12 protein-coding genes and 1 pseudogene are annotated in these 12,906 nt (G+C 68.4%); 4 read left to right on the top strand and 9 right to left on the bottom strand.

The features are described 5' to 3' along the window. Positions 1-14: 14 nt before the first annotated feature. Complete coding sequence (gene abc-f / locus NN4_RS34760; RefSeq protein ID WP_147140216.1) at positions 15-1,622, bottom strand: ribosomal protection-like ABC-F family protein; 1,608 nt, start codon at positions 1,620-1,622, stop codon at positions 15-17. Between the two features lie 157 nt (positions 1,623-1,779). Between abc-f and NN4_RS34755 the strand changes: the two genes are divergently transcribed. Next, entirely contained in the window at positions 1,780-2,409 is a 630-nt protein-coding gene (locus NN4_RS34755; RefSeq protein WP_147140149.1) for a TetR/AcrR family transcriptional regulator, read from the top strand. On the opposite strand, the pseudogene NN4_RS34750 reads toward NN4_RS34755, so the two are convergent. Continuing rightward, positions 2,410-2,511, bottom strand: a pseudogene (locus tag NN4_RS34750) (GTP cyclohydrolase I FolE); the annotation flags it as partial. Positions 2,512-2,693: 182 nt separating this feature from the next. Beyond that, positions 2,694-3,170 carry a hypothetical protein gene (locus NN4_RS34745; RefSeq protein ID WP_147140148.1) on the bottom strand — a complete coding sequence of 159 codons (477 nt, stop codon included), beginning with the start codon at positions 3,168-3,170 and terminating at the stop codon, positions 2,694-2,696. Positions 3,171-3,262: 92 nt separating this feature from the next. Between NN4_RS34745 and NN4_RS34740 the strand changes: the two genes are divergently transcribed. The 3 genes from NN4_RS34740 (at position 3,263) to NN4_RS34730 (ending at position 5,761) form a co-directional block, all read left to right on the top strand. Beyond that, positions 3,263-3,934, top strand: a complete 672-nt coding sequence (locus tag NN4_RS34740; RefSeq protein ID WP_147140147.1) for a helix-turn-helix transcriptional regulator — start codon at positions 3,263-3,265, stop codon at positions 3,932-3,934. Between the two features lie 109 nt (positions 3,935-4,043). After that, on the top strand, positions 4,044-5,129 hold the full coding sequence (locus tag NN4_RS34735) for an NAD-dependent epimerase/dehydratase family protein (protein ID WP_147140146.1): 1,086 nt from the start codon (positions 4,044-4,046) through the stop codon (positions 5,127-5,129). Positions 5,130-5,281: 152 nt separating this feature from the next. Further along, complete coding sequence (locus tag NN4_RS34730; protein WP_147140144.1) at positions 5,282-5,761, top strand: hypothetical protein; 480 nt, start codon at positions 5,282-5,284, stop codon at positions 5,759-5,761. 93 nt (positions 5,762-5,854) lie between these two features. On the opposite strand, the gene NN4_RS34725 is transcribed toward NN4_RS34730, so the two are convergent. The 6 genes from NN4_RS34725 to NN4_RS34700 all read right to left on the bottom strand — a co-directional run. Continuing rightward, positions 5,855-6,685 carry an alpha/beta fold hydrolase gene (locus NN4_RS34725; protein WP_246181246.1) on the bottom strand — a complete coding sequence of 277 codons (831 nt, stop codon included), beginning with the start codon at positions 6,683-6,685 and terminating at the stop codon, positions 5,855-5,857. A gap of 43 nt (positions 6,686-6,728) precedes the next feature. Then, the gene (locus NN4_RS34720) at positions 6,729-7,367 is read right to left on the bottom strand and encodes an NADPH-dependent F420 reductase (protein ID WP_147140142.1); all 639 of its coding nucleotides are present in this window, start codon (positions 7,365-7,367) and stop codon (positions 6,729-6,731) included. After that, complete coding sequence (locus tag NN4_RS34715; protein WP_222595223.1) at positions 7,364-7,981, bottom strand: antibiotic biosynthesis monooxygenase; 618 nt, start codon at positions 7,979-7,981, stop codon at positions 7,364-7,366. The genes NN4_RS34720 and NN4_RS34715 overlap by 4 nt, the downstream gene beginning before the upstream one ends. A gap of 9 nt (positions 7,982-7,990) precedes the next feature. Continuing rightward, entirely contained in the window at positions 7,991-9,427 is a 1,437-nt protein-coding gene (locus NN4_RS34710; RefSeq protein ID WP_246181245.1) for an aldehyde dehydrogenase family protein, read from the bottom strand. Positions 9,428-9,477: 50 nt separating this feature from the next. After that, positions 9,478-10,986 carry a GMC family oxidoreductase gene (locus NN4_RS34705; protein WP_147140140.1) on the bottom strand — a complete coding sequence of 503 codons (1,509 nt, stop codon included), beginning with the start codon at positions 10,984-10,986 and terminating at the stop codon, positions 9,478-9,480. Between the two features lie 234 nt (positions 10,987-11,220). After that, on the bottom strand, positions 11,221-12,906 hold a 1,686-nt coding region (locus NN4_RS34700), incomplete at its 5' end, for a helix-turn-helix domain-containing protein (RefSeq protein ID WP_222595222.1).

Genomic DNA, 12,906 nt, shown 5'->3' with positions numbered 1-12,906 from the left:
TCGGGGGCAGGGGATCAGACGGATACGGACGCGCGCAGGTCGAGCTGAGCACCGCGCCAGCGGGCGCGTAGCCGGCGGTCGTGGCTGACGATCACCAGGGCGCCACGGTATTCGGCCAGCGCGGTTTCCAGCTCTTCGACCAGGCCCGGCGACAGGTGGTTGGTGGGCTCGTCGAGCAACAGCACGTCGACGGACTCGGTGACCAGCCGCGCCAAGGCGAGCCGCTGCCGCTGCCCGGTGGACAGATTCTCGACACGCGTCGTCAGGCGAGCACGGTCGAACAGGCCGAGGGACAGCAATCGTTCGGCGTGCTCGTCGCTTTCGCCGGTGCGACCGCGGGCGAAAGCGGCCAGCAGGGTTTGCCCGGGTTCGGCGGGCGGCGGGTCCTGCGCGAGGTAGCCGACCTTGCCGTGGCGAATGATCGTGCCGGTGTCCGGCGCGAGCCGACCGGCCAGTACCCGCAACAGCGTGGACTTGCCTGCACCGTTCGGGCCGGTGATCAGCAGCCGGTCGCCTGCGGTGACCGTCAGACCGGTCCGGTCGAGCCTGCCCGCGACAGCGATGTCGGTAGCGTCGAGCACGGTGCCGCGGGCACCGCCGGCCCGCAGTGTGGGTGCGAAGCGCAGTGGTTGCGGTGGCGGCGGCACCGGATCCGCGAGCAGACGGCGCAACCGTTCCTCCGCATTGCGCACCCGGCTGGCCAGTGACTGCTGCACCCGCCCGCCGGCCCGGTCGTAGGCCATCTTGTTGTTGTCCTTCATCGCCCGGCCCGGTGCGACATCGCGGGCGGTGGTGGCGGCGAGTTCGCGGAGCCGGTCGGTGTCGGCCTGCCATTGGTGGTACGACTGGACCCACCGCTGGCGCGCCGCCGCCTTCTCGGCCAGGAATCCCGCGTAACCGTTGCCGTAGCGGACGACTCGGCGACGGTCCGCGTCGACCTCGAGCAGGGTGGTCGCGACCCGCTTGAGGAAGGCGCGGTCGTGCGAGACCGTCACCGTGGTGCCGCGGCGGGTGCGCAGGTGATCTTCCAGCCAGGTCAGGGCGTCGCCGTCGAGATGGTTGGTGGGTTCGTCCAGTAGCAGCACCTCGGTACCGGCGGCGAGGATCGCGGCCAGGCGCAGCCGGACCTGCTCGCCGCCGGACAGCTCGCCGACGGTGCGGGTGCGGTCCACCAGGCTCAACCCCAGACCGTGCAGGGCGCGTTCCACTCGAGCGTCGGCGTCGTAGCCGCCGCGTAGCTCGAAAACTGTTGTCAGCTCGCCGTATTCGGTCATCCCGGACTCGTCGCCGTCGGCCATCGCGACCTCGAGCCGGCGCATCCGCTGTTCGAGCGCCCGGAGTTCGGTCAGTGCCCGATCGATGACCTCCTGCACGGTCGACTGCGGCGGCAGCTGTTCTTCCTGGGCGAGGTAGCCGATGCCGCCGTCGGCGTGCACGACGATCTCGCCGTGATCGGGCTGCTCTCGTCCGGCGAACAGGCGCAGCAGGGTGGTCTTGCCGGAGCCGTTCTCGCCGATGATCCCGGTTCGCTCACCCGCGGCGAGCGAACACGTCACCTCATCGAGAACCGTTGTGCCGTTGAAGGATTTGCTGACCGCTCGCGCGGTGATCTGGGTGGGCATATGCACTCTCCGAAGCGTTCGAGGACGACACGGTCAGCAGGGACCGCAGGGCCGGGGAAACACTTCGGAAGAACATCGGCACCCTCACTTAATACGACGACTGTCGCACTAAGGTATCGTGGAGACTCCATCCCGTCAAGCAATCGGACTGCCGACCATGAATTCCGCACCTCCACCGGCCGAGCCGGCCCGTCGCCCGGGTGGGCGAACCGCCCGCATCCGCGACCAAGTGCTCGAAGCGGTCAGCGCGGAGTTGACCGAGCATGGTTACGACGCGCTGAGCATCGATGCCATCGCCGCGCGGTCGGGCGTGCATCGCGCGACGGTGTATCGTCGCTGGCACGATGTCGGCGGCCTGCTCGCCGACGTCTTCGATGCGGCGAGTCAGCAGCCGTGGGAACCGCGCGACACCGGTTCGCTCCGTGGGGATTTGGCGGCGCTGAACCAGGAAATCCAGGATTCGCTGAGCGAGGAGTCCTCGATCGCGGTGGCGCTGATCGCGGTGTCGTTCCGGTCCGAGGAAGCCGCTCGCGCGCTGCGAAGGTTGTGGGAGGACCGATATGCGCAGTCCGAGATCATCATTCAGCGCGCGGTGCAGCGCGGCGAACTCGCGCCCGAGGTCGACGCGCGTGCGTTGCTGATCGCGGCTACCGCACCGCTCTATCACCAGTTGGTGCTGCTGCGCACGCCACCCGATCCGGACCTGCCCGACCGTGCAGCAGTGAGTGCTGCATTTGCCGCAGCGGCAGGCGCTTTCGCTCCGTCGCGCTCAGCGGGTACCGGCTGATCAGGTGTTGACGCCGGTGAGCGCGAAGAATTCTTGACGGGAACGCGGGTCCTCGCGAAGGGGGCCGAGCAGCGTGGAGGTCGCGGTGGCTGACCCGATCGCAGCCGCCGCGCTTTCGGCCGCGGCCATGTCCCGGCTCAGCGCTTGATGGAGAACGCGCATTGTCGCTTGCGAGCCCGTTCCTTCCGCGAAAACTAGGTGAGGTCCACCTGGCGACGCCGGGATGGGCGTCGCCAGGTGGACGAGATGATCAGTCGAATCCGAAGGGGTGCAGCGGGTTCCGGTCAGGCGGCGCTGAGTTTGCCCGCGGGCGCGGTGCGCCGGTGCCAGGCCGGGTCGTAGACGAAGGCCAGCCGGCCCAGGGTGAGTGCGGCGAGCATCAGGCCGAAGTCACGCAGTGCGACGTCGTAGAAACCCGGGTAGGTCAGCAAGTTGAGCACGATGCCTGCGAGCCATGCGGCGACGACGAAGGCGGCATAGCGCGGTTTGACCGCGACGGCCAGGCCCGCGGCGACCTCGATCGCCCCGACGATCCACATCGTCTGCTGTGCGGTGAAGGGGACTAGGTCGATGATCCACGGCGCGAGATAGTTCTCCCAGGTGGTGAGCACGTTGGTGAACTTGTCCAGGCCGAAGATGGTCGGCAGCACGGTGAAACCGATCCGCAGCAGCAGGAACGCGCCGTACGCGGGTTCGCTGCGCGCGCGTTGCACAGCTTCCCCGAGGCTGCGGGGAGAGGGGAGCGAGGTCGAAGCGTTCATCACGGAAACCCTTCTGTAAGAATAATGAGATGTGTTTTTAGAGTCTGCCCTCGGCGCCTATTTGTCAACACTGGTTGGTGTTAGAGTTGGGCATGCCTACTCCGCGTTCCGGCGTTCCAGCGGTTCTGGCGGCGCTCAGCAACCTCGACGACCCGGTGCGGCGCAAGCTCTACGAACATGTGGTCGAGAGCGACGCGCCAGTCTCGCGCGAACAGGCTGCTGCTGCCGCCGGAATCGGCCGGACACTGGCGGCCTATCACCTGGACAAGCTGGCCGAGGCCGAGTTGGTGACGGTCAGTTACCAGCGTCCGCCCGGTCGTGGCGGACCCGGCGCGGGGCGGCCGGCGAAGTTCTACGCCCGGGCCACGAAGGAAATTGCGTTCACCGCGCCACCGCGCGACTACGAGTTGCTGGCCCGGTTGATGGTTTCCTCGGTCGAGCAGGACGACAGCGGCGCCGTGCGCGCGGCCGTGCACGAGGCGGCGCTCGCCGAGGGGAGGCGTGCGGCCGTGGCCAGCGGTGGTGACCTGCTGGCAGCGCTGCGGAGTTGCGGGTACTTGCCCCAGGTCGACGACGGTCGTATCAATCTGCGCAACTGCCCTTTTCATCTGGTTGCCCAGGACCATCGGGAGTTGGTGTGCGGGCTGAACTTGCGGTTGATCGAGGGCGCGATCGCCGAGAGTGCCCAGCCCGACGCGTGCGCGGAGTTGGCACCGCATCCGGATCGCTGTTGTGTGGTCGTGCACCCTGCCGGGTCGAAATAACGCGTAGACCCCTCGAATATCGGTCATTGAACTTCGGCGCGGTGAGGTGTTCGCAGCGCGGATGCGGGTATGCCGCGAGCTGAGGACGTTCTCGGGACGAGGAGTTCAGATGCGTGTCGTCGTAACGGGTGCCACCGGAAATGTCGGAACCGGCGTGGTCGACGCACTGGCCGCGGATCCGGAAGTGACGTCGATTCTCGGACTCGCGCGGCGCAAGGCGGGCCGTGCCGTGCCCAAGACGGAATGGGCCGCGGCCGACGTGCGGACCGACGATCTATGCGCGCTGTTCCGCGGTGCGGACGCGGTGGTCCATCTGGCCTGGCTGTTCCAGCCGACGCATCAGCCGACGGTGGCCTGGGAGACGAATGTCATCGGCAGCTCTCGAGTGTTAGAAGCTGTTGCCGCAGAACAGGTTCCGGTATTTGTGTACGCGTCCTCGGTGGGCGCCTACTCCCCGCGGCGCGACGAACAGCCGGTCGCTGAGAGTTGGCCGACCAATGGCTGGCCGTTGGCCGGCTACACGCGGGAAAAGGCTTACGTCGAGCGCCTCCTGGACACTTTCGAACAGCAGCACCCGCAGTGCCGGGCAGTGCGACTGCGCCCCGCGTTCATTTTCCAGCGCGGCTCCGCGAGTGCGCAGCGGCGCCTGTTCGCCGGTCCGCTGCTGCCCAACCGGTTGGTGCGCCCGGACCTGATCCCGGTCCTGCCCGATATCCCGGAACTGCTGTTCCAAGCTGTACACACCGCCGACGCGGGCGAGGCCTTCCGGCTCGCCGTCACCCGAAAAGTGGCCGGGCCCTTCAACATCGCCGCCGACCCGGTGCTCGACACCGCACGCCTGAGCGAACTGCTCGGCGCGCGCCGAGCGCGCATACCCACCCGTCTGCTGCGCTCCGGACTCGCGGCCGCCTGGTTCCTCCGCCTCCTTCCCGTGTCACCCCAGCTACTCGACGCGTTTCTGCGGATCCCGGTGCTCGACACCACGCGAGCACGCACCGAACTCGGATGGCAGCCGCGCCACAGCTCCCTGGATGCGGTGCAGGAGCTGCTGGAAGGCATCCGCACGTCGGCGGAGATCGACACTCCGCCGCTGGCCCGGCACGCCGGTGGTCCGCTGCGCATCGATGAATTCGCTTCCGGTATAGGAGGTTCGGACCCGGTCGACCGTACCTCGGCGAACTCGCATCGCTCCTGATCGAGGTCGCGCGTCACCCACCCGGTGGAATCTCGCACGTGGCGGGAGGGACTTGTTGCCGCAGTAGATTGAGCGGTGCCCACGCGCGGGCATACGGTTGGACCGGCATCGCAGAGGATCATCGACCCTCGCTGTGAACGCAGGAGGTCATCGTGAGGGCAACCGGCATCATCGACTACGACGGCGGATCGATCTATCTTCTCGATGACGACCTGACCAAGCAGATCCGCACCCTTCCGGCGCTCGACACCGGACGTCTACGGCCCGGTGTCGGGGCACTGGGGATCAAAACCGTCAACGACCGCAGTTATGGTCATCTCGCACGAATCAGTGTGGAAGTCGCGGACGTTGGATTCCCGGCCGAACCGTCCGACGCCGAGTTCATCGAAGAGGCCAGCTATCTCACCGAGCTGGGGTGCCAGCGAATCGGTGACTGCTATTTCGCTGAATGCCAGGGAGAACTGGCCGCGCCGCTGACACCACCCGGGCGCGCACGGGTACACGTGCGGCTCTATGAAATTCCTGGTCCGCATGATCCGTACCTGGCCACCGCACCCGGCTACCAACCCCGCTTGGTCCCGGTGAACGAGCACCTACTCCTGCACATCTGGAACGAACGCACCGATAGCTAGGCATCTTTCGCCGCGCCGGCGACGCATGACGTCGCCGTCATCCAGGTCGGAATGACGGCGACGCGTGTCGAAGCCTTAGGGGCGGAAGAGGATTCAGCTGGTTTTGGCTGCGGCGGTCTCGATGACGTCGACGACGGCTTGGGGTTGGGAGAGGGCGATGGCGTGGCTGCCTGCGTGCTCGACGACGGTGGCGTTGATGCGGGTGGCCATTTGGCGTTGGCCGTCCGGCGGAATCATGCGGTCGTCCTTGGCTACCAGGGTCCAGCTGGGGAGGGTCTTCCAGGCGGGTTCGGCGGATGGTTCGGTGAAGGAGGCTACGGCGATGGGGCGTTGGCCTGCGGCGAGGACCTCGGCGTCGGTGGCGGGGAGGTCCTGGGCGAAGAATTCGCCGAACTTGTCCGGGGCGATGGTCAGTTCGGGGGCGTTGCCCTTGCCGTCGGGTAGTGGATATTCGTGGGGCACCGAGATTTTGGTGGCGGGGCCGCCGAAGCGACCGTCGAGCTCGCCGAGGCTCTCGCCGCGGTCGGGGGCGAATGCGGCGATGTAGACCAGGCCTGCTGCCTTCGGTGAGCCGGTGGCGGCATTGGTGATGACCGCGCCGCCGTAGGAGTGGCCGACCACGATGGTTTTGCCGGGCATGCCGTCCAAAACGCTTCGGATATAAGCGGAGTCGTAAGTGAGGCCGCGCAGCGGGACGGCTGCGGTGGTCACCTGGTAGCCGTCGCGCTGTAGCTTTTCGGCGACCTTGGTCCAGCTCGAACCGTCGGCGAACGCGCCGTGCACGAGCAGGACCGCCGGCTTGTCGACCGGCTGCTCGATCGCCGGCTTGTCGGCCTTGGCCGAACACGCGGTGACTGCCATGCTCAGCGTGACGGCCATGCCGATCAGCAGGGTGCGTCCGAGCCGAATTACTCTGGTACTCATAGTTGATCAGCCTCTCTGGCGAGTGTGGGGGGTGGGGTGGGCTTCAGAGTGCGGCAAGCGCTTCGGCTCGGTTCACCGGCTTGCCCAGTGCGCCGAACTCGTGCAGGTCGCCGAAGACCTCGATGCGGATCGATTGGTCGAGTCCGCCGATGGCGAGCGGGTCGAAGCCTGCCGCGGTGATCAGTTCGGCAACGACCTTGCCTGCGGCTTCGTCATCGGCGGCGTAGAACCCGACGGCGCGATCCGGTGCCCGGCGGGAGGCGGATCCGAGCGACTCGGCGGAGAGGGTGCCGAACGCCTTGACCAGGCGGGCGCCCGCGGGGACGAGGGCCGCCAAAATCTGCCCGGCGGATTCGTCGACGGCGATCGTTTTGGCGAAGCCGTCGTTGCCGTCCGGCGCGATCGGATTGGACGGGTCTACCAGGATTTTTCCTGACAGCCGGTCCCCGTACTCGGCGAAAAGTTGCTTGGTCGTATCGAGCCAGACGGCGAAGATGATTACGTCCGCCTGGTCGATGGCCTGGTCGACGGTGACCGCCGTGGCGCGCTCGCCCAAGGCCTGGGCGAGGCTCTGCGCGTCGGCGAGATCGTTGCCTGCGAGCAGCAGGTCTGCACCGCCCGCGACGAGGTCCGCCGCCAGGCGGCTGCCGATGTTTCCGGTGCCAATAATTGCGGTGGTCATGGAATCTCCTTCTGCAGCTTGATGTTCGGGGGATGAGCTGGCTGGCCGGGTCCGAGCCAGCGGCGCAGCACGCGGGTGACCAGCGGCATGGACAGGTAGGTCATCAGCACGCTGAACAGCGCGGCGAAGCAGGCGGTCCGCAGCACCAGCGGGAGTGCGGCCAGGTAAGGACCGAGCACCGCGCTGCCGAACAGCGAGATCGGGAAGATCCCGATGGCCGAGCTCGCCGCCATCTTCCAGCGCGGCGGGACAGACCCGGCGGGGTTCGCCGCTGAGAACCAGGTCTCCATGCCGGTCAGTTCGCGACGCGCGACCTCGGTGTGCCGGTGTCCCTCGATGTTGTCGAAGAACCCGGCCCGTTGCGGCGAGTCCAGCCACCTCTGCAACGCATCCTGATTTCGGAAGCGGTGCACGATGATCCACGGTCCGCCGTCCACGACCGGGTGGAAGAGGCCGCCGCCCAGATAGCCGATCGTGGTGGCGGCAGCAGCCAGAATGCCGCGCGCCCACTCCTGGAACGCCTCCTCGTGTCCCGGCTCGACCACCCGCGCCACGATGAGCGCCACGTCCGCCGCGGGCGCGGGTTGTGCTGGACCCGAAGGTATTTCGGCCACGGACGCCGGTCAGGCAGGCGAGGTCGCGTGCACGAAATGCTTGGTCTCCTGGAACTCCTCCAGCCCGCGCACACCGTTGAGGCGTCCGAGGCCGGACTGTTTGAAACCACCCTCTTCGAACATGTCGTGCACCACGGCCCAGGTGTTGGTCCACACCGTGCCTGCCTTGATCTCGCGCATGACGCGCAGCGGCAGGTCGACGTCGCGAGTCCAGATCGACGCCGCCAGACCGTATTCGGTGGCGTTGGCGCGGGTGATCGCTTCGGCCTCGGTGTCGAAGATCTCGAAGGTGGCGACCGGGCCGAACACCTCCCGCTGCACGATCGGCGCGTCCAGATCCTGGACTTCGACCAGCGAAGGGTGCAGGAACGCGCCGTCGCGCCGACCCTGCACCAGCACCGTCGCGTAGGTCGCGGCGTCCGCGACGACACCCTCGACGCGTTGGGCGTTGCGCTCGTCGATCATCGCGCCCATCTCACTGCTGGGATCGTCACCGGGACCGACCTTGACCGCTTGCAGCGCCGCGACCATCCGGCGACGCAGTTCGTCCGCGCTGCCGCGCTGAACCAGAATGCGGCTGCCGGTCATGCAGAACTGGCCGGTGAAGGTGGTGATGGCCGCGGTGAGCACGGGCACCACGGCATCGAGATCCGCGTCGTCGAAAACGAGCATCGGACTCTTGCCGCCGAGTTCCAACGACAGCGGCTTCAGCGTCGGTGCGGCGTTCGCCATGATCATCCGGCCGACCATGGTGGAACCGGTGTAGCTCACGACATCCACCTCCGGCGACGAGACAAGTAGTGGCGCACCATCATTGCCCGATTCGGTGAAGATGTTCATGACGCCGGGCGGCAGGCTGTGGGTCTGGGCGACCAGCTCGGCGAGCAATCCGTTGACCAGACCGGTCTGGCCCGGCAGCTTCACGACCACGGTGCAGCCTGCGGCCAGCGCGGGCGCGAAAGACCGGACCGCCAGCACGATCGGCGAATTCCACGGTGCGATGACACCCGCGACGCCCGCCGCTTCCCGCAGCGTCATGGAGTACAGGCCGGGCCGCACTTCGGCCGCGCCACCGTGGTCGCTCAGGGCCAGGGCCGCGTAGTAACGCAGCTTGGGAATGGTGAGGTCGACCTCGAAGGTGGCGTCCCCCAGGATCTTTCCGTTCTCACGGGCGAGCAGGGTGATGAAATCCTCGCGGCGGGCCTCGAGGTGGTCGGCCATCTCGAACAGCGCCTTGGCCCGCAGCGCGCGGTCGCGGGCCCAGTCGGTGGTCTCGAATGCGCGACGGGCGGCGGCGATCGCGGCGCGTGCTTCGTCGGCGCCTGCCTCGGCGAAGGTGCCGAGAATCCGGCCGGTGGCCGGGTTCAAAGATTCGGTGTGCGTTGCGGAATCGACCCACTGGCCGTCGATGTAGTTGCGGGCGTGCGGGAGACCGGAGATGGTCACGATGATGGAGTTCCTTTGACCGTGCGGAAAGTCGAACAGGTTGTCGGAGTTCAGATCTGGCGGGAGATGTGTTCTGCGGCCGCGATGACCGTCAGGTTGGTGGCGGCGGAGGGGACGTCCGGGAAGATCGAGGCGTCGACGACCCGCAGGCCGGGCACACCGCGCACGGCGCCGAGCCGGTCGGTCACGGCGGCCGGGTCGTCGGGCGCGCCCATCGGGGCGGTCGAGGTGGGGTGATGGTAGGTGTCCAGGGTGGCGAGCATCGATGCTTCGATGTCGGCCCGGCTGGTCGCCTGCGGACCGGGGTTCAGCTCGCGTTCGACGAGGTCGGCCAGCGGTGGGGCGGCGCCGAGGCGGCGGGCGAGCTCGATGCCCTCGATCAGGCGGCGGCGGTCGCCGGGCTCGGCCAGGAAATTGAGATCGATACGGGGTGCGACCGCCGGGTCCCGGCTGACGAGGGTCAGGGTGCCCTGCGAGTGCGGACGCACCAGGGCGACCGCGAGCACGAAGCCGACACCGGTGGGGCTGGTGGCATGCTCGAACAGGTGGGTGGCGGTGATATGCAGATCGAGCTCGCCCGCGTCGGCCTGCGAACTCGCGGTCCATACCTTGGCCCCGATCACCGGAGTCTGGACGCCGATGCGGTCCGGATCGGCGGCGTAGGCGTTGTAGTAGAAGGGATGGTCCTGTAACCGCAGCCCGACGGGGAGGTCCGCGATCACCGGAATACCAAGGGCCGCAATGTCTGCGGCGGGACCAATGCCCGAGCGCAGCAGGATCGCGGCGCTGCCGTAGGTCCCCGCGCTGAGGATCACCTCCCGCGCAGGGATTTCGGTGTCGTCGGCGAGGACGACACCGGCCGCCTGCCCGTCCGCGAAGAACACGCGGTCGACCAGCACGTCGGCGCTGATGGTGAGATTGGCACGGGCGCGCACCGCCTCGGTCAGATAGGCCATGCCGGTATTGACGCGAACACCGTCGCGCACATTCATCGGATACGGGCCGACACCATCGGGCTCCGTACCGTTGAAGTCGGTGACAGCCTGAAAGCCTTGTGCCAGAGCAGCATCCATGAAGGCTCGCTGCATGGTGCTCAGGTCGTCTCGGGTGAGCTGGGTGATGGGCAGCGGCCCGCCGCGGCCGTGCAGCGCGTCCGCACCGGCGCCGGTGGATTCGAGCGCCCGGTACGCGGGCAACAGGTCCGCGTACGACCAGCCGGTCAGGCCACCCTTCGACCAGCGACCGAAGTCGGACGGCAAGGCGCGGACGGCGACCGAACCGTTGACCGCCGAGCTGCCACCGAGCACCTTGCCGCGGTAGGCGGCGACGGGGTGGCCGAGGTAGCCGGGTTCGGAGCGATAGTCCCAGTCGTGGCCGGTGTACGCGCCGAGCATGCGGCTGTCGGCGACCTCGGCGGGGTAGGCGTCCGGCGCGTACTGCGGGCCCGCTTCCAGCAGCAGCACACGGCGATCGGGATCCGCACTGAGCCGGGCGGCGAGCACGGCGCCGGCCGAACCGCCGCCGACGATGACGGTGCGGTGCGCGGTGGTGTTGTCCATGGCACCGACGCTAGAAGCCCGGCCGCCCTGGGAAATCCGTCATCGAATAGGTCGGTGACGCAGCTCACCGACCTAGGGCCTGTCGCAAAGTCCCATCCGGCGCCTCCGGTGGCTGGATCGCCGCCTGGCCGCGTTGTCGTCGTCGCCGATACAAACCCGGTATCGGCAACTCCTCCGCCTTGCCAGGCGACGATCCAGCCACCGGATGCATCCGGCCGGACTTTGCGACAGGCCCTAGGTCGGTCGCGCGGAGAGGTCGGTCAGACGCATGCCGTTCTCGAAATCCACCCTGGCCAGTTCGCCCCGGCCGGCGATACCCAACTTCGGGAAGACGCTGGACAGGTGGTGCCCCACGGTGCGGGGGCTGATCAGCAGTTGGGCGGCGATCTCCCGATTGGTGAGCCCGTCCGCGGCGAGACGGGCCACCCGGAGTTCCTGCGGGGTGAGCAGGAGCTCGGTACGGCGCTCGGATGATTCGGTACGGCGCAGTTGCTGACCGGTCAGCTCTTGCTCGGTCAGGCTGCGTGCAAGCAGCGGCGCGGCGCCGAGCCTGCGGAATATCTCGGCTGCTTCGGCCAGCTGCACCCGGGCATCCGTGCGGCGGCGTGCTCGCCGCAGCCACTCCCCATAGAGCAGCCGAGTGCGCGCGTGGGCGAACGGGCGCGCCGTCGTACCCGGCACCGCAAGGGCGCGCAGGAAGAAGTCCTCCGCTTCCTCGGTGGCGAGCAATGCCGCACTGCGGTGCGCGGCGGCCGTGGCCCAGGCTGCGCCGGTGCGTTCGGCCCAGTCCCGCAGCGACCCCAGGGCTTCCGCGGCCAAGTCGGCACGGTCCGCCCGGACCGCGGCCTCGACGGTGTCCTCGGCGGCGAGCATGGCGAAGGTCGCATGCGCCGCATCGTGACCGGGTTCGGTCAGCCGAACCAGGTGTTCCAGGCTTTCGGCTGCCCGCCCGGCGAACAGCGCCGCCTGCCCTCGATGCCAGTAGGCGGCGGCGGTCAGCGCGCGCACGCCGCGCGGCACCGACAATTCCAGTGTGCGAGTGGTCAATTCGTTGACTGTCCGCTCGTCGCCGCGCAATGCCGCGAGCCAGGACAATGAGTTACGGCATTGCGAGGCGGTGTGGTCGGCGCCGATTTCCTCGGCGAGGCGCAGCGTCTCCGCGGCGTCGGCGCCCGCGTCCGTCCATCGCCCTGCCACGATGTCGAGAGTCACCAGCTGAGACGTGGTCAGCACGAGCCCGGTGACCGCGTCGGTCCGGCGTAAGCCGTCCATCTTGTGCCGATACGCGTCGCCCAGCCACTGCTCCATGCCCCACGCCACGGCCAGCGGTGCCGGTGGCATCAACCGCCAGGAGAGCGCGCCGAGCTGGCCTGCGGTCTCGTCCGTCCACGGCACCGGCGCCGGTCGCGGTGCGCTGCCCCACCACTGCTCGACCACGGAAAGCAGTGCGCCCTTGGGGAAGTCGGCGTTGACCGCCAATCCGGTCAGCCGCTGCAACGCCGCGCCTTGGCGCTCGGCGGACCCGCCCGACCAGCCCGCGCGAATCGCCAGGCACGCCAGCTCCACCGCCATGGCCGGGTCGGCCACCGCGGCGGAGTCCCGCAGCAGCCACCGATTCGCCTGCGCCTGATCGCCACACACGAATTCGATGCCGCCACGCAGTCCGCCACTGAGTCGCGCCACCGTGTCCTCGGGCGCCAGTCTGCCCGCCCGCTCGAGCAGTTCGCGCGCCGGGCCCACTTGCCCTGCCTCCCAAGCGGATCGAGCGCCCAACGCGAGCCGTCGCGCCGCATCCGCAGGCATCGGCGACAGCGCCGCAGCCTGGCGCATCGCCCGGGTCGCCGTCGCGTAGCCGCCGCGCCGCCAGCAATCGCGCGCATGACGTTCGAGCAGCGCGGCCACCTCCTCGTCGGCCTCGTC

It is taken from the genome of Nocardia ninae NBRC 108245, assembly GCF_007990755.1.
Classification (GTDB): Bacteria; Actinomycetota; Actinomycetes; order Mycobacteriales; family Mycobacteriaceae; genus Nocardia; species Nocardia ninae.
The sequence above is the reverse complement of the archived record's forward strand: the minus strand, read 5'-3'. Positions and strand labels throughout refer to the sequence as shown.

What these genes read in the sequence shown, in the direction of transcription:
- NN4_RS34705 (WP_147140140.1), bottom strand. Translation starts at nt 10,986, where the DNA reads ATGGACAACACCACCGCGCACCGCACCGTCATCGTCGGCGGCGGTTCG.
- NN4_RS34740 (WP_147140147.1), top strand. Translation starts at nt 3,263, where the DNA reads ATGCCTACTCCGCGTTCCGGCGTTCCAGCGGTTCTGGCGGCGCTCAGC.
- NN4_RS34720 (WP_147140142.1), bottom strand. Translation starts at nt 7,367, where the DNA reads ATGACCACCGCAATTATTGGCACCGGAAACATCGGCAGCCGCCTGGCG.
- NN4_RS34725 (WP_246181246.1), bottom strand. Translation starts at nt 6,685, where the DNA reads ATGAGTACCAGAGTAATTCGGCTCGGACGCACCCTGCTGATCGGCATG.
- NN4_RS34745 (WP_147140148.1), bottom strand. Translation starts at nt 3,170, where the DNA reads ATGAACGCTTCGACCTCGCTCCCCTCTCCCCGCAGCCTCGGGGAAGCT.
- abc-f (WP_147140216.1), bottom strand. Translation starts at nt 1,622, where the DNA reads ATGCCCACCCAGATCACCGCGCGAGCGGTCAGCAAATCCTTCAACGGC.
- NN4_RS34755 (WP_147140149.1), top strand. Translation starts at nt 1,780, where the DNA reads ATGAATTCCGCACCTCCACCGGCCGAGCCGGCCCGTCGCCCGGGTGGG.
- NN4_RS34735 (WP_147140146.1), top strand. Translation starts at nt 4,044, where the DNA reads ATGCGTGTCGTCGTAACGGGTGCCACCGGAAATGTCGGAACCGGCGTG.